Annotated in this window: 16 protein-coding genes; 5 read left to right on the top strand and 11 right to left on the bottom strand. The window is 72.2% G+C overall.

All coding sequences use genetic code 11. The features are described from left to right. The first annotated feature begins 17 nt into the window (after window positions 1-17). Together ACFWY5_RS10870 and ACFWY5_RS10875 are read left to right on the top strand one after the other, a co-directional pair. Complete coding sequence (locus ACFWY5_RS10870; RefSeq protein ID WP_379631359.1) at window positions 18-2009, top strand: hydantoinase/oxoprolinase family protein; 1992 nt, start codon at window positions 18-20, stop codon at window positions 2007-2009. Beyond that, entirely contained in the window at window positions 2000-3682 is a 1683-nt protein-coding gene (locus ACFWY5_RS10875) for a hydantoinase B/oxoprolinase family protein (RefSeq protein WP_379631360.1), read from the top strand. Before ACFWY5_RS10870 ends, ACFWY5_RS10875 begins: the two co-directional genes overlap by 10 nt. Here ACFWY5_RS10875 and ACFWY5_RS10880 read toward each other — a convergent pair. The 7 genes from ACFWY5_RS10880 to ACFWY5_RS10910 form a co-directional block, all read right to left on the bottom strand. Continuing rightward, window positions 3631-4218, bottom strand: a complete 588-nt coding sequence (locus ACFWY5_RS10880; protein ID WP_379631362.1) for a Uma2 family endonuclease — start codon at window positions 4216-4218, stop codon at window positions 3631-3633. The genes ACFWY5_RS10875 and ACFWY5_RS10880 overlap by 52 nt on opposite strands. Window positions 4219-4240: 22 nt before the next feature. Beyond that, window positions 4241-4879: an adenosylcobinamide amidohydrolase gene (locus ACFWY5_RS10885; RefSeq protein WP_379626735.1), complete on the bottom strand. Its 639-nt coding sequence runs from the start codon at window positions 4877-4879 to the stop codon at window positions 4241-4243. Further along, window positions 4876-5649 carry an ABC transporter ATP-binding protein gene (locus ACFWY5_RS10890; RefSeq protein ID WP_379631364.1) on the bottom strand — a complete coding sequence of 258 codons (774 nt, stop codon included), beginning with the start codon at window positions 5647-5649 and terminating at the stop codon, window positions 4876-4878. The genes ACFWY5_RS10885 and ACFWY5_RS10890 overlap by 4 nt, the downstream gene beginning before the upstream one ends. Next, window positions 5646-6683 (bottom strand): FecCD family ABC transporter permease, encoded by a 1038-nt coding sequence (locus ACFWY5_RS10895; RefSeq protein ID WP_379626739.1) that lies wholly within the window; start codon window positions 6681-6683, stop codon window positions 5646-5648. Before ACFWY5_RS10895 ends, ACFWY5_RS10890 begins: the two co-directional genes overlap by 4 nt. Then, window positions 6683-7645 (bottom strand): ABC transporter substrate-binding protein, encoded by a 963-nt coding sequence (locus tag ACFWY5_RS10900; protein WP_379626741.1) that lies wholly within the window; start codon window positions 7643-7645, stop codon window positions 6683-6685. The genes ACFWY5_RS10895 and ACFWY5_RS10900 overlap by 1 nt, the downstream gene beginning before the upstream one ends. 197 nt (window positions 7646-7842) lie before the next feature. Next, the gene (locus ACFWY5_RS10905; protein WP_379631366.1) at window positions 7843-8703 is read right to left on the bottom strand and encodes a Gfo/Idh/MocA family protein; all 861 of its coding nucleotides are present in this window, start codon (window positions 8701-8703) and stop codon (window positions 7843-7845) included. A 1-nt stretch (window position 8704) separates the two neighbouring features. Beyond that, the gene (locus tag ACFWY5_RS10910) at window positions 8705-9889 is read right to left on the bottom strand and encodes a cytochrome P450 (RefSeq protein WP_379631368.1); all 1185 of its coding nucleotides are present in this window, start codon (window positions 9887-9889) and stop codon (window positions 8705-8707) included. A gap of 154 nt (window positions 9890-10043) precedes the next feature. Between ACFWY5_RS10910 and ACFWY5_RS10915 the strand changes: the two genes are divergently transcribed. Next, window positions 10044-11234: an RNA-guided endonuclease InsQ/TnpB family protein gene (locus ACFWY5_RS10915; RefSeq protein WP_379631370.1), complete on the top strand. Its 1191-nt coding sequence runs from the start codon at window positions 10044-10046 to the stop codon at window positions 11232-11234. Between the two features lie 32 nt (window positions 11235-11266). Here ACFWY5_RS10915 and ACFWY5_RS10920 read toward each other — a convergent pair whose 3' ends face one another. Next, window positions 11267-12217 carry a phosphotriesterase gene (locus ACFWY5_RS10920; protein WP_379631372.1) on the bottom strand — a complete coding sequence of 317 codons (951 nt, stop codon included), beginning with the start codon at window positions 12215-12217 and terminating at the stop codon, window positions 11267-11269. Between the two features lie 34 nt (window positions 12218-12251). Beyond that, on the bottom strand, window positions 12252-13019 hold the full coding sequence (locus ACFWY5_RS10925) for a phytanoyl-CoA dioxygenase family protein (RefSeq protein WP_379626751.1): 768 nt from the start codon (window positions 13017-13019) through the stop codon (window positions 12252-12254). 78 nt (window positions 13020-13097) lie between these two features. On the opposite strand from ACFWY5_RS10925, the gene ACFWY5_RS10930 reads away from it, so the two are divergent. Then, window positions 13098-13994 carry a TIGR03621 family F420-dependent LLM class oxidoreductase gene (locus ACFWY5_RS10930; RefSeq protein WP_379631374.1) on the top strand — a complete coding sequence of 299 codons (897 nt, stop codon included), beginning with the start codon at window positions 13098-13100 and terminating at the stop codon, window positions 13992-13994. Between the two features lie 43 nt (window positions 13995-14037). Continuing rightward, the gene (locus ACFWY5_RS10935; RefSeq protein WP_379626755.1) at window positions 14038-14625 is read left to right on the top strand and encodes a histidine phosphatase family protein; all 588 of its coding nucleotides are present in this window, start codon (window positions 14038-14040) and stop codon (window positions 14623-14625) included. Here the strand turns inward: ACFWY5_RS10935 and ACFWY5_RS10940 are convergent. After that, window positions 14618-14884, bottom strand: coding sequence for a sigma factor (locus ACFWY5_RS10940; RefSeq protein WP_379631376.1), 267 nt, complete (start codon window positions 14882-14884; stop codon window positions 14618-14620). The genes ACFWY5_RS10935 and ACFWY5_RS10940 overlap by 8 nt on opposite strands. Then, a complete protein-coding gene (locus ACFWY5_RS10945; RefSeq protein WP_379626758.1) occupies window positions 14884-15759 on the bottom strand; it encodes a maleylpyruvate isomerase family mycothiol-dependent enzyme in 876 nt (291 codons plus the stop codon). Before ACFWY5_RS10945 ends, ACFWY5_RS10940 begins: the two co-directional genes overlap by 1 nt. Window positions 15760-15772 lie beyond the last annotated feature (13 nt).

Genomic DNA, 15772 nt, shown 5'->3' on the forward strand with positions numbered 1-15772 from the left:
AACCTACGGTGAACCCGATGAGCTACGTGATCGCCGTCGACGTGGGCGGCACCTTCACCGATGTGGTGCGGCGCGGATCCGACGGCCGGACCGTGGTGGCCAAGGTACTCAGCACCCATGACGATCCGGTATCAGGCGTAACGGCGGGCATCCGCCGGGTCCTCACCGACCCGTCCGAGGTGACCAGGGTCGTCCACGCCACCACGCTGGCCACCAACGCCGTCCTGGAGCGCAAGGGCGCGCGCGTCGCCTTCGTCACCACCCGCGGATTCCGCTCGGTCATCCCCCTCGGCCGCTACGCCCGCGTCGAGGAGGACCGCTACGACCTGCGCTTCACCCCGCCCCCGCCGCCGGTCGCCGCCGAGGACTGCTTCGAGGTGGCCGAGCGCGTCTCCAGCCGCGGCGCCGTACTCACTCCCCTGGATCTTGATTCGGTACGGCGGGCCGCCACCGTCATCGCCGCCCGGGGCATCACCTCGGCCGCCGTCTGCCTGCTGCACTCCTACGCCAACCCCGTGCACGAACGCCAGGTCGCCGCGATCCTGCGCGAGAGCGTCCCGAACGTGGCCGTCTCCAGCGAGGTGTGGCCGGAGATCCGCGAGTACGAGCGCGCCACGACCACGATCATGTCCGCCTACATCGGCCCGCTCATGTCCGACTATCTCAGCCGCCTGCGCGGCAGCCTGCTCGAGCTGGGCATCGACGCCCCCGTGCACGTCATGGACTCCGCCGGCGGCGTCATCTCCGCCGAGCTCGCCGCCCGCCGCGCGGTGGCCACGATCGAGTCGGGCCCGGCCGCCGGAGTCCTGGCCGCCGCGGCGAGCGGGCTGCCCGCGGTCATCTCCTTCGACATGGGCGGTACCACCGCCAAGGCCTGCCTGGTGCGCGACGGCGTCCCGGAACTGACCCGCGAGTTCCACGTCGGCGGCAAGGGCAGCTTCGGCGGGCGGCGCGCCGGCACCGGCGTGCCGATCAAGACACCCGCCATCGACCTGGCCGAGGTGGGTGCCGGTGGCGGCAGCATCGCGTGGGTGGACGAGGCGGGCGCGCTGCGCGTTGGTCCGCGGTCTGCCGGCTCCTCCCCCGGGCCCGCCTGCTACGGCCTGGGCGGTTCCGACCCGACGGTCACCGACGCCAACCTCGTGCTCGGCTTTCTGTCCTCGGCGTCGATCCCGTTGTCGCGGGCGCTGGCGGTGAAGGCCATGCAACGGCTGGCGGTGCCGCTCGGGGTGCTGGCGGAGGAGGCGGCGCAGGCCGTGCACGAGATCGTGTGCGCGTCGATGGCGTCGGCGGTGCACGTCGTCACCGTGCAGCGCGGCATCGACCCGCGCGGCTTCACGCTGGTGGCCTTCGGCGGGGCGGGTCCGATGCACGCCTGCCGGGTGGCCGAGCGCTTCGGCATCACGGACGTGCTGGTGCCCGCGCACTGCGGCGTGGCCTCGGCGGCGGGCCTGCTGACGGCGGTGCCGGCGACGGAACGTGTCCGCTCCGCCCTGTCCGCGCCCGACCCGGCCCGGATCTTCGCCGAACTCGCCGAGGAGGCGGCGCACGACCTCGGCCTCCCCCTGCCAGAGCTGAAGGTCACGCGGCTGGCCGACGTGCGCTTCACGGGCCAGGCGCACGACCTGACCGTGGAGTGGAGCGACGACCCCGGCACGCTGTCCGCCCGCTTCTTCGCGAAATACACGCAGGTGTACGGCATAGCCCAGCAAGGCCCGACCGAGCACGTGGGCTACCGCGTCCGCGTGACCCACGAAGCCGAGACCCCTGCGCCGGGCGGCATCCGTGCGGAGAGCCCCGCGGCGTCTCCGGCGAGCAGGACCGTGTACCTCGGCGGCCTCGTCGAGGTCCCGGTGCACACGCGCGCCACCTTCACCACCCTGGACGGCCCGGCCGTCATCGAGGACCCGGAGGCCACCATCGTCGTCCCGCCCGGCTGGCGCGCCCGCCTCGGCGGGGCGGGAGCCGTACACCTGAAGCACGCATTGGACCCGGCCGCATGGACCTGACCGCCGAAGTGCTGCGCCACGCGCTGGTCGTGGCCGCCGAGGAGGCGAGCATCGTCGTCGTGCGCTCGGCCTACTCCACCTTCATCGTCGAGGGCTCCGACGCCTCCGCCGCGATCCTCGACGCCGGCGGCGCCCTGATCGCGCACTCCATGGCCACCACGCTCATGAACAGCATGGCGCTCAAGGTCGCCCTGCCCGAGGTGCGCAAGGACCACCCGGACATGCGCGACGGCGACGTCTACGTCACCAACGACGCCTACCGGGGCGGCGTCCACACCAACGACCTGCTCGTCTTCCGCCCCGTCTTCGTCGGCGGCGTCCCGCGTTACTTCACCGCCACCATGATCCACGTCTCCGACCTGGGCGGGCTGTCGGCGGGCGGCATGGCACCGCTGGCCACCGACATCTTCCTGGAGGGCCTGCAACTCCCCCCGATCCTCCTGGCCACCGACGAGGGCGTGGTGCCGGCGGTGGAGGCGGTGCTGCGCGCGAACAGCCGTACCCCGGACAAGGTCATGGGCGACGTCCGCGCGCTCGTGGCCGGGACCGCCGTCGCCGCGACCCGCCTGCGCGCCCTCATCCAGGAGTACGGCGAAGCCGGCCTGGCCGGCGGCATAGCCGGCTATCTGGACTACACCGAGGAAAGGACCCGGGCAGCCCTGGCCGCGCTGCCGCGTGGCCGCTTCACCGCCGCGTACCCCATCGACGACGACGGCCTGGACCCTGACACCCCGCACCACGTCCGGGTCGCGGTCACGCTGACGGGCCGTGGCGCCGTGCTCGACTTCGCGGGCACCGGCCCGCAGGTGCCCGCGGCCATCAACGCCTCGGCGTCGCAGTCGCTGGCCGCGGCGGTGTTCGCGCTGCGCTGCTTCCTGGACCCGTCGATCCCCATGAACGAGGGCTGCCTGCGCGCCCTGGACATCCGCCTGCCCGAGGGCTCCCTGCTGAACGCCCGCTCCCCCTACCCGTGCGGCGGCCGGTTCGTACCGATCTACGCGGCGATGGAGGCGGTCATCCAGGCGTTGTCCGAGGCGGTGCCGGAACGGGCGATCGCGGCCAGCGGGATTCTGCAGCCGTTCTCGATCGCCGCGGTGGGCGCGCCGTACTGGATCCACCTTTCCTACGAATTCGGCGGCGTGGGCGCGCGGCGCGGCCTGGACGGCCCGGACGCGACCGGCGTGCACTTCGGCATCGGCCGCAACTCGGTGCCGCAGGCCGAGCCGGTGGAGAGCCGGTGCCCGCTGGTGGTGGAGTCGGTGGAGACCATCCCGGACTCCGGCGGCCCGGGACGCTGGCGAGGCGGCCTGGGCACGCGCACCGTCTACCGCTTCCTTACGGCCTGCCACGTCACCACCCGCGGCGACCGCCTGCGCATCCCGCCCCCGGGCCGCGAAGGCGGCAGGCCGGGCCGTCTGGGCGGCTTCTTCAGACGAAACCTGGACGGAACGGTCGAACGCCTGGCGTCAAAGGTGAACAACGTCCTGTTCACGGAGGGCGAGGCGTTCATCGTCGAGACCACGGGCGGCGGCGGCCTGGGCCCGCCCTCTGACCGCCCCCGCGAGGAGGTGGAGGCCGACCTCCGTTCGGGCCACATCACCGAACACGGCGCCCACCGGGACTACGCCCCGCGCGGCTTGACCAGATCGCCGGGGTCGAAGGCGACCTCATAGGGCGCGTTGAGCCGCGCGACCTCTCCCGCCTTGTAGATCTCGGGGCCCGCGTAGGTGGCGTCGTCGAGGGTGTAGACGTAGAGAGCTTCTGGCTCGATCCGCCAGTAGGAGGGGATACCCGCCTCGGCATACACCGTGGGTTTGGTGGAGCGGTCACGCGTTCTCGTGCTCGGGCTGACCACCTCCACGGCGAGCAGGATGTCCGCCGGGGCGAACATCAACTCATTGGCTTCCACCGCAGCCAGCGGCACAACCACGACGTCAGGGATGAAGCAATCCCTCTCGGTCACCCTGAGATTCACCGTCGACAATGGCTCCAGCGCCGGCGGCGCGGCTTCTTCGAGCAAGCGCACCAGCCGGAGGATGGAGAACTGGTGGAGGGGAGTGGGGGCAGGGCTTACCAGTAGGCTCCCGTCGAAGAGCTCGTAGCGGTTCCCGTCGTCGGGGAAGCGCAGCAGGTCATCGACGGTGAACGGCGGTCTTCCCGGAAGAACCGTACTCGTCTCGGTCGGTTCGGGAACTGCCCTAGTGGTCATCTACTCAGTATCCGGGTTTCCGTCACTTTCCGTCATGGGGTCGCCACTTTTCGGCGCCGGTGCGGACGGCGGTGTGGACGGCGCGGGCCATGCGGGAGCCCCAGTCGGAGCGGGGGCCGCCGAAGAGTTCCTCCGGGCCCGAGGAGCGGACGGCCACGCAGACCGCGTCCGAGGCGGTTCCGGTGCAGGGGAAGCCGGCTTCGGCCAGTGCCTGCGCCTTGGCCTCCGTTACCGTCATCACGGTGTTGACCAGGGCGGCGTCGGTCATCGCCACCGGCGCCACCACGACGATGTTGATCGTGCCCACGCGGATCGGGGCGAGTTCCGGGTCCACGACGTCGGGGGGCGCGGCGGCCCAGGTGGGGACGCGCAGGCCGACCGTGGCCCAGGCGGTCGCGCCGCCGTCGGCGGCGGTCTCGACGCGGTCGACGGAGGCGGCGGTCATCATGCCGACCCCCGAGCCGCCTGGGCCGAGCGCCGTGAGGTGGTCGACCGGGTCCATGCGTGAGTACCCGGCCACGACCTGGGCGTTCAGGATCCAGGAGCGGGGGCCGATGCCGCCGCCGAGCATGGCCGAGGAGATCGTCCGCCAGCCGGGCCCCAGCTCCCACAGCAGCGACCCGAGACGGACGCCGTCCTCGGCGCGGTAGGAGAGGTTCACGGTCCTCCTCGGATCAGGTGGACGACGGGGCGCCCGTCCGGACCCGGTTCGATCTTGACATGGGCGTCGAAGTGCCGCCCCACGAGCGCCTCGGTGAGCACCTGGACGGGCTTGCCGTGCGCGGCGGCGCGGCCCTCGGCGAGCAGGAGGAGGGTGTCGGCGTACTGGCCGGCGACGGTGAGGTCGTGCAGGGTGGAGACGACGGTGAGGCCGTCGGCCAGGCGCAGGCGGTCGACGAGTTCGAGCACCTGCTGCTGGTGGCCGAGGTCGAGGGCGGTGGTCGGCTCGTCGAGCAGCAGGATGGGCGCCTGCTGGGCCAGGGCTCTGGCCAGGACGACGCGCTGGCGCTCGCCGCCGGACAGTTCGCCCAGCCGCCGGCCGGCGAAGGCGCCCAGGTCGAGCCGTTCCAGGACGGACGCGGTGACCTCCCGGTCGTGGCGGCTCTCCCGCCCCAGATAGGGGATGTACGGCGTGCGGCCCAGCAGCGCGTACTCCGAGACGGTCATGTCGGGCGGCAGGGCCGGCGTCTGGGGGGCGTAGGCGACCAGGCGGGCCCTGGCCCTGGGCTTGAGCGAAGCGGCGGGGCGCTCGTCGATCGACACCTCGCCGCGGTGGCCGACGATGCCCATGACGGCCTTGAGCAGCGTCGACTTGCCGGCGCCGTTGGGGCCGATGACGGCCAGCCATTCGCCGCGCCGTACCTGGAGGGTGACGTCGGAGAGCACCTCGCGCTCGCCGAGCGTGACCGACAGGCCGCAGACGCCGATCATGTCGAGGTCCTGCGGGTCATGCGGAGCACGGCCACGAAGAACGGCGCGCCGATGAACATGGTCACCACGCCGATGGGGAGTTCCGCGGGGGCGATGACGGTGCGGGCGAGCAGGTCGGCCAGGACGAGGAAGGCGGCGCCGCCGATGAGCGACAGCGGCAGCACGATCCGGTAGGAGCCGCCGGCGAGCCTGCGCACGACGTGCGGGACGACGATGCCGACGAAGCCGATCAGGCCGCTGACCGCGACGGCCGCGGCGGTGGCGAGGGAGGCGGCCAGCAGGACGGCCAGCCGTACGCGGGAGGCGCGCACCCCGAGCGCGGTCGCCTCGTCGTCGCCCACGGACAGCACGTCGAGCATGCGCCCGTGCACGAGCAGCGCGGCCGACGAGACGGCGGCGTAGGGCAGAACGAGCCAGAACTGGTCCCAGCCGCCGCCGACGTCGCCGAGGATCCAGGAGTAGATGCGCTGCAGTTCCTCGACCTTGAACTGCTGCACGAACGTCTGGATGGCGGTGAGGAAGGAGGTGACGGCGACTCCGGCCAGCACCAGGGTGGCGGTGCCGCCGGAGCGCCCGGCGGTGTTGCCGAGCGCGAAGGCCAGCATGACGCCGCCGATCGCGCCGACGAACGCGGCGACGGGGATGGTCAGGACCGGCGCCGGAACCATCACGATCACCAGGGTCGTGGTGAGCCCGGCGCCCGCGGCCGCGCCGAGCAGGTACGGGTCGGCCAGCGGGTTGCGGAAGACGCCCTGGTACCCGGCGCCCGCCATGGCGAGCAGGCCGCCGACCACGGCCGCGACCAGGACTCTGGGCAGGCGCAGCTCGTACAACAGGCCCTTCTCGATCGGCGCGAGGCCGGAGTCGATCTCGACGAACGGCAGCCAGTCCAGCGCCTGGAGCACGACCTGCCACGGCGAGATGCCGGCGGCGCCGCCGAGCAGGCCGGCGACCATGCTGGCGGCGAGCACGGCGAGCGCGCCCGCCACCCAGAGCGGCCGCGCCCGTGCGGGCCTGAGCTGCGTGTCGAGCACTACTTCGCGGCCGCCTTGTTCACCGCGTCGCCGATGGCCTTGGCCAGGTCGACGACGCGCGGGCCCCAGCGGGAGGCGATGTCGTCGTCGAGCAGGACGACCTGGTCGTTCTTGATGGCCGACAGGCCCTTCCAGCCGGGCCGCTTGGCCAGCGTGTCCTTGTTCTGCTGGCAGCACTTGACGTCGGCCAGGAAGATCAGGTCGGGGTCGGACTGGGCGACGAACTCGGCCGAGAGCTTGGGGTAGCCGCCGGCGGCGCCGGGGGCCTTGTCGGCGATGTTGGTCATGCCGAAGATCGAGTAGATCTGGCCGATGAAGGTGCTGGACGTCGCGGCGTAGGGGGTCTGGTCGAGCTCGTGGTAGTAGGTGAGCTTCTTGTCCTTGGGCGCGGCGGCGGCGAGCTTGTCCAGCTCGGCCTTCATGCCGGTCACGACCTGGTCGGCCTTGTCCTTGTTGCCGGTGGCCGCGCCGAGGTCGGCGATCTCGTCGTAGGCCTCGTCGATCTTCGTGGGAGCCGGTTCGAGCAGGACGGGCACGTTCAGCTTGCCCAGCTCGGCGACGATCTTGTCCTGGTCGTTGGACAGCACGACGAGGTCGGGCTTCTTGGCGACGATGGCCTCGACGTTGGGCTTGAACCCGGACAGGTCGCTCTTGGGGGCCTCGGGCGGATAGTTCGACTGGTCGTCGGCGGCGATCACCTGCGGGCCGGCGCCGATCGCGAAGAGCGTCTCGGTGTGGGCGGCGGACAGCGAGATGATCCGCTCGGGCTTCTTCGCCAGCGTGACGGAGCCGTTGCCCGCCTCGATCGTGACGGGGAAGCCGGCCGCGGCGGCGGGGGCGGGCGTGGCCGACGAACTGGTGGGCGGGGCGGACGAGGTGGTGGTCGTGCCGGTCTGACCGCAGGCGGTCAGGACGAGCGTTCCCAGCAGCGCGCCCGCGAAGGCCGTGCGTACGGGCCTCACGAGGAGTCCTTTCAGATCGGAACCGAGAGACCCGCGGTCAAGCGACGGATCACCCTTTTCCACGAGGGTTGATGACGTCGGCGCGGTGGCAGGCGACCTGGCTTTGACAGTTGCGGGACAGCGCCGGACTCACACCGGACTTCGCTGCGACACTGCGCGTCGGACAAACGCTATCAATTCTCCGAAGCTGGTCGGAGTCAAGGGGTGGTGACTTGATTCTCCGCCTCGGAGATGATGCGCTGCAGCCGCAGTCCGTGGGCGGCGTCCAGGGGGTGCCCGCCGCCCTGCCGTACGGTCTGGGCGAACTCGGCGGCCACCACGTCCAGGGGGTCGTCGTCGAAGTGCGGGAGCGTCACGTTGCCCTTGCGCCCGTAGACGGCGAACGTCGAGGGCGGCAGGTCGCCGGCGCCGGCCATGCTCAGGGAGATCTCGCTCACGGCGCCGCCCTCGTGGTCGAGCAGCAGCCCGACCCAGCCGAGCGGGTCGCCGTGCGCGCGCACGCCGGTCACCCGGCCGAGCGCGGCGTCGAGCAGGTCGATGACGTGCGGGCCGACGTCGAGCAGCGCGCCGCGCTGAAGCCGCCACGGGGTGCCGAACGCATGCTCGCCGTTCAGCACGTCGCTGACGTTGACGGCGTGCCCGCCGAACGGCTCGATCTCGGCGCACCGGGCCAGGAACTCGCGGGCCTGCGGGGCGTACCGCAGCGTGAGCAGCATCTGGGAGGCCACGCCCGTCTCGGCGACCGCGTCGGCCAGCCGCTGGGCGCCGTCCAGGGAGTCGGCGAGGGGCTTCTCCAGCAGCAGCGCCTTGCCCGCCCGCGCCGCCTTCACCCCCAGCTCGGCCTGTACGGCCGGCGGCACGCAGAAACACACCGCCTCACACGCGTCGAACAGGTCCTCGATCCGCTCGAACACCGGCGCCCCGAGCCGGGCGGCGGCCTCCGGCCGGCGGGCCCAGACCCCGGCGAACTCGATCTCCGGGCTCTGGGCCAGCATCGGCGCGTGCGCCATCTCCGCCCACGGACCTGCCCCGACCAACCCGACCCTCACCGGTTCCATGTCACCATTTAACCGGCAATTCGGTCAGCCCTCGACCGACGATCGACGTCCGGTAGACCACGGGCCCCGGAACCAGGCGCAGGCCGGGCAGCCGCCGTCCCAGCACCTCCAGCGCGGTACGCAGTTGCAGCCGCCCCAGCGCCGCCCCCACGCAGAAGTGGATGCCGTAGCCGAAGACCATGTGCGCGTCGGCGTTGGGCCGGTCGAGGTCGAAGGTGTCGGGATGGGCGAAGACGGCCTCGTCGTGGGCGGCCGAGTCGGTGGACAGCAGCACGAGCGACCCGGCCGGGATCGTCACCCCGTGCAGCGTGATGTCGGACGTGGCGTACCGGAAGGAACCCAGCGAGGCCCCGTCGATGCGCATGCACTCCTCGACCGCGGCGGTCAGCTTCTCCGGCGGCACCGGCCAGATCCCCTCGCGCAGCAGCCGCAGCACGCTGTTGCCGAGCTGGTTGGGGACGGTGTCGTTGCCGCCGAGCAGGATCGTGGAGATCAGCTCGACCACCTCACGGTGCGACAGCTCCTTCCCGATCAGCCCGGTCATCAGCGAGGTGAAGTCGTCGCGCGGCTCGCGGGCGCGGGCGGCGACGAGGCGGTCCACGTAGTCCAGGTACTCCAGGAAGCTGTCGGCCAGCACGAGCTGGCGCTCCGGCGGCTGCGGCGACAGGAAGAGCTGGAACCAGTCCTTGACATGCGCCCGCACGAACCCCTCGTCCGCCTCCGGCACCCCGATGAAGCCGGCGGTCAGCTTGACCGACGGCTCGTGGCCGAGATCGCGCACGAAGTCCGCCTCGCCCCTGGCCTCGATCCGGTCCAGAAGGTCCTCGTTGAGCTCGCGGAAGCGCCGCTCCAGCGCGGCGACCGCGCGCGGCGTGAACGCCCGCGAGACCGACCTGCGCAGCCGTGTGTGGTCCGGCGGGTCCACGTTGGCCACGAAGCTGGACAGGAACGAGCCGTGCTCGCCCAGCTTCTCGCGCGTGCGCTCGGTGAGGCTGCGCGAGATCGTCAGCGACCCCTCGGAGGAGAAACGCCTGGGGTCGCCGTAGGCGGCGCGCACGTCGGCGTGCCTGGTCAGCACGTACGCGCCCAGGTGCTCGCTGCGGAAGACGGGGTCCTCGCGGCGCAGCCGTCTCAGGAAGCCGTAGGGGTCGGCGACGTGCCAGTCGGAGCTGACGTCGAAGTCCATCAGATCCTCCTGAGGGGAGTGAAGGCTCTGGCCGTCGGGGAATCGTGAGTGAGAGGCCAATGCTTTGGCCTGCCTGGTCTGCGCATCGCAGATCTCTTTCCGGTTTTGTCGGTGCGTGGCGATAGCGTGACGTGGACGAGGCCGGGCGGGGGAGGTGGATGTGCGCAGGTCGTTTAAGTTCCTGCTGCGTCCCACCGCCAAGCAGGCCGCGGCACTGGCCGCGTGCCTGGAGGACCACCGGCAGCTCTACAACGCGGCCTTGGAACACCGCCGCATCGCCTTCCGCAGGGCGGGTGTCTCGATCCGCTACGGCGAGCAGTCGGGTGAGTTGACGCACATCCGCGCCGACGATCCCGACGGGCAGGCACGTTGGTCGTTCTCCTCCCAGCAGTCCACTCTGCGACGTCTGGACAAGGCGTTCCGCGCGTTCTTCACCCGGGTCGGCAAGGGCCGGACGCCGGGTTTCCCACGCTTCAAAGGCAAGGGCTGGTTCAACTCGGTGGAGTGGCCCAAGGACGGCGATGGCTGCCGGTGGGACTCCCAGCCCGAGCACCCGGCCGCGACCTACGTGCGGTTGCGGGGCATCGGGCAGGTGCGGGTCCATCGGCACCGCCGCGTCCTGGGCACGGTGAAGACGATCAGCGTGAAGCGGGAGGGCCCGCGCTGGTATGTGGTGCTGTCGTGCGACGACGTACCTGCCGCACCACTGCCCGCAACCGGCGCGGCCGCAGGCCTCGACATGGGCGTGGCGTCGCTGATCACGACGTCGGACGGCGAGCACGTCACCAACCCGCGCCACCTCGCGGCGACCGCCGGCCGACTCGCCGCCGCACAGCAGGACCTGGCTCGCAAAAGGCGCGGGTCCAAACGGCGGCGCAAGACCGTGGCCCGTGTCGCAGCGCTGCACCTCAAGGTCCGTCGTCAACGGCTCGACGGCGCGCACAAGACGGCGCTCGCGCTGGTCCGCGCCTACGACGTGATCGTGCACGAGAACCTGCGGATCGCGAACATGACCCGTTGCGCCTCGGGCACGATCCAGGCGCCCGGCCGCAAGGTGGCCCAGAAGTCCGGCCTCAACCGTTCGATCCTGGACGCGGGTTGGGGGGTGTTCCTGACGATCCTCGCGCACAAGGCTGAAAGCGCCGGTCGAGAGCTGATCGCAGTCGATCCCCGCAACACCTCCCGCACCTGCCCACATTGCGGGCACAGCGCGAAGGAGAACCGCCTCACCCAAGCCACGTTCCGATGCACGGCGTGCGGGCACACCGCACACGCCGACGTGAACGCGGCCACGAACATTCTGAGGGCAGGGCTTGCCCTTCGCCAGGCAGCGGAAGCGGCTTAGCGAGAAGCCGCTCCCCTCGGGGAACGGAGGAGTCACCCAAAGATCCTTCGCGGGTTGTCGACCAGCATCTGGCGGATCTGGTCCTCGGTGACGCCGCGCTTGCGCAGCTCGGGCAGGACGTCGCGGGAGATGTGCAGGAGGTGGTAGTCGGGGTGGCGGCGCCGTACGACGTCGGCGTCGAAGCGGTCGTTGAAGCAGTAGGAGTCGTGGGACAGCACCATCCGCCCGGCGTGGCCCCGCTCGCAGAGCGCGGCCACGACCGCCACGCGGTCCTCGAACGTGCTGATGGTCGCGATGCCGAAGCGGTCCATGCCCAGGTAGGAGCCGGCGGCGAGGAGCTCTTCGAGGTAGTGCAGGTCGGTGGAGTCGCCGGCGTGCCCGATGACCACGCGCGTGAGGTCCACGCCGCAGGCGGCCAGCAGGCGCTGCTGGTCCAGGCCGCCCGGCTCGTGGCTGTGGGTGGTGATGGGCGCGCCGGTCTCCGCGTGCGCCTCGGCGACCGCGCGGAAGACCCGCTCGCAGCCCGCGGTCATGCCCGGCCGGTCGGTCGCGCACTTGAGCATGGCGGCCTTCACGCCGGTACGCCCGATGCCCTCGGCGATGTCACGCACGAAGAACTCCGCCAGCCGGTCGGGCCCGCCGAACAACGAGCCGGGCCCCCGGTTGCCGAAGTACGGCGGCAGCGCGTCGTAGGTGTAGAGCCCGGTGGCGGCCACGATGTTGACCGAGGTCAGCTCGGCCACCCGCTGGACGGCCGGCACGTACCGGCCCAGCCCGAGCACGGTCAGGTCGACGATCGAGTCGATGCCCTCGGCCTTCAGCGCGTCGAGCTTGGCCGCGGCCTCGCGGGCGCGGGCCTCCAGGTCCCAGCCTTCGGGGATGTCCGGCCAGTTCCAGAGGATCTCCGGGCTGAGGCCGAAGACGTGCTCGTGCATCAGCGTCGCCCCGAGATCGGCGACCGGCCCTCTGACGGTCTCAGGCACGGGAACCTCGGGTGGTCTCAGGCACGGGAACCTCTCACGGTCTCAGGCACGGGAACCTCGGGTGGTCGAAGGGCCGGTTGACGGTCAGGCCGAGCCCGTCGGTCTGCCCGTACGGCGCGCCGGTGTAGAGGGCGTCGGCGTCGAAGTAGGTGGCGGTGAACGACAGGCGGGCCGCCTCGCGCCGGTTGGCCGGCGCGCCGTGCACGGTCAGCGCGTGGTGCACGGTCGCGTCGCCGGCCTTGAGGTCGAGCGGCGGCGACAGCTCCAGCTCCTTCAGCCAGGGGTGCTGGCTGAGCTGGTCGTCGCCGGCGCCGACGAAACTGCGCCCGAGCAGGCCGTGCCGGTGGGAGCCGGTGTAGAAGCGCAGCGCGCCCATGTCGGCGGGCACGTCCGCGAGCGCGAGCCAGACGGTGAGCATGGCCGAGCGGTCCATCGGCATCCACGGGAAGTCCTGGTGGAACACGGTGGAGCCGTGCTCGCCCGGCTCTTTGACCAGTAGGTTCGTGACCTGCACGCGCACGGCGGCGACGCCGTGGAGCATGGCGGCGGCACTCGCCGCGATGGCGGGGCTCCTGGCCAGTGCGCCGAAGGCGGCGTCGCGCTCGGCGATGTCGCGGGACTGGCCGAAGGCCTGGTCGACGGCGGTGGTTCCGTCCTTCGGGCGGGCGGCCAGGTGGGCTTGGGCGCGTTCGCGCAGTTCGGCCGCGCCGGCCGGGTCCACCAGGCGCGCCAGCCGTACCCACCCCTGGTCCTGGAAGGCGGTGATCTCGTCGGCGGTCGCCTGCCGTACCTGGATGTCCATGTACCCGATATTGGTAGCAAGCGCTTGGTAAGTCTAGCCACTCTTGCTTCTCAGCCAAGCGCTTGTTTGGATTGCCGCATGCGTCCCTTCAGGTTCGGTGCGGTCGTACGGCACGCGGACTCGGCCAAGGCGTGGGCCGAGCAGGCCAGGAGGCTGGAGTCCTCGGGCTTCGACGTGATGCTCGTCCCGGACCACCTCGTCGGCGCGCGCTTCGCCCCGCTGCCCGCCCTCGCGGCGGCGGCCACGGCCACCACCCGGCTGCGGCTCGGCACGATGGTCCTGGCCAACGACTTCCGCCACCCGGCCGCGCTGGCCAAGGAACTGGCCACGCTCGACGTGCTCTCCGACGGCCGGGCCGAGCCGGGCATCGGGACGGGCTGGCTGGCCGCCGACTACACGGCGGCCGGGCGGGTCCTGGATCCGCCGGGGGTGCGGGTGGAACGGCTGGCGGAGGCGCTGGCCGTACTGAAGGGGCTGTGGGGTGAGGGGCCGTTCAGCCATGAGGGCGCCCACTACCGCGTGGACGCCCTCGACCTGCACCCGAAGCCGGTCCAGCGCCCGCACCCGCCGCTGCTGCTGGCCGGCGGCGGGCCGCGCCTGCTGCGCCTGGCCGCGCGCGAGGCCGACTCGATCAACCTGGCGACCCGCGTGCGCGCCGACGGCTCGGGACCCGATCCCGCCGACGGCGGCCTGGACGCCTTCGTGGCCAAGATCGCCGCCGTCCGGGAGGCCGCCGCGTCGCGCCCGGTCGAGCTGGGCACGAGCATCCTGGAGCTCGGCGAGGGCGGGCCGGAGTCGTGGAGCCACGCCGACACCTCGGCCATGGCCGAGACCCCGCAGGTGCTGCGCGGGACCCGCCACGACATCCGCGACAAGCTACGCCACTGGCGCGACGAGCACGGCCTCACCTACTTCGTCCTCCACCACGAGCGGGACCTCGACACGTTCGCCCCCGTGGTGGAGGACCTGGCCTGACCTGGCGGGAAGTCGGCCGATGGCGTCCTGGTTTGATGGGTGCATGAGGGAACTACTGCTGCTCAGGCACGGCGAGACCGAGTGGAGCAAGAACGGCAGGCACACCGGCCGCACCGACCTGCCGCTGACCACGCACGGCGAGGGCCAGGCCGCGGCCCTGGCACCGCTGGTGAAGGGCAACGGTTTCGACCTGGCGCTGGTGAGCCCGGCGCAACGGGCCAGACGTACGGCCGAGCTCGCCGGTTTGACCGACTACGAGGTGGATCCGGATCTGTGGGAGTGGGACTACGGCGGCTACGAGGGCATCACCACGGCCACGATCCGGGAGACCCGGCCCGGCTGGTACCTGTGGCGTGACGGCGTGATCCCCGGCGACGCCGAGCATCCCGGCGAGAGCGCCGCCCAGGTGGGCGCCCGCGCCGACCGGGTGATCGCGCGCGCCAGGGCGGCCGACGGCGAGGTGGCCCTGGTGGCGCACGGTCATTTCCTGCGCGTGCTGGCCGCGCGCTGGCTCGGGCTCCCGCCCGAGGACGGGCGCCTGTTCCGCCTGGACACCGGCACCTACTCCAAGCTCGGCTTCGAACACGCCGAGCCGGTGGTGCTCAACTGGAACGCCCCGGTACTCAGCTGACCGTGCTGCGCAGGGCCGACTCGTGCAGGCTCCTGGTGACCAGCCAGGCCCGCAGGGTGCCGTGCCGCGGGTCGTAGGAGCCCGGCCGCTCCCACAGGGCGGCGAACACCTCTTCGGTGATCTCCTCCGCGGTCGCCGCGCTGCCGGTGACCCGGACGGCGACGCCGTACACGGAAGGGGCGTGCAGGTCGTAGGCGGCCTCCAGCGCAAGCAGGTCCCCGCACAGGAGCCGGGCGCGCAGATCCTCGTCCTCGGCCATCAGTCGCAGCCCAGCGTGGCCGCGGCGGCGACGAGGTCGCGGGCGAGCCCGGGGTCGCCCTCGGCGGCGTAGGGGAACTCGCGCGCCCGCCCCGCCAGCAGCGTGCAGAACCCGGCGGCCTCGGCCGACAGCAGGACCGCGACCCGCTCGGACGGCTCGGCCAGCGGCACCGTCCAGGTGCCGCCGCCGGGACCGGTCAGCACGAACGTGGCCGAGACGTGCCGGCGCGGCCCCTTCAGCGCCCTCGGCAGCATGCCCAGCCCGAACTCCACGATCTGCCGCAGGTGCTCGCCGGCGGGCGGCGCGCCGCGGGGGCGGCCGACGGCGGCCCTGATGTCCTCGGCGTGCGTCCAGGTCTCGAACGCCCGCTGCACCATCGCCTGGCGCAGCGACCCGCGCGCGGGACGCGTCCCGGCCAGCGCGACCTCGACGCCGAGCAGCGCGTGCGCGCCCCCGGCGACCCGTTCGAGCAGCGCGCCCGCCTGCTCGCGCCAGCGCCGGTGCACCGGCGCCTCCCGCGCCCGCACGCCCATGAACTGCGCCACCCGCGCGTCGTTGGCGGCCAGGTGCTCGACCATCGCGCGCACGGTGCCGTGCTTGGGCACCGGCGCGTCCCACTGGGGCACGCTCAGCTCGGCGAGCAGCTCGTCCATGAGCGCCACCTGCGTGGCGTACGGTACGGCTACCGCCGCCACCTCCGCCGTCGCCGGCTGCCTGCGCCCCCGCGCCCTGGACAGCACGCGTTCGCGCAACCTGGCCGGCGGCGCCTGCGCGTGGCCGGGCCGCTCCACGAGCGCGATCGCCGCCGTGCACTCGGCGCACTCGGCCACGTGCTCGTCGGGACTGCGACCGTTGAAGAGGTACGGGTCCGTCATTGGGGACACCTCC

It is taken from the genome of Nonomuraea sp. NPDC059007 (assembly GCF_042740555.1).
Taxonomy (GTDB): Bacteria; Actinomycetota; Actinomycetes; order Streptosporangiales; family Streptosporangiaceae; genus Nonomuraea.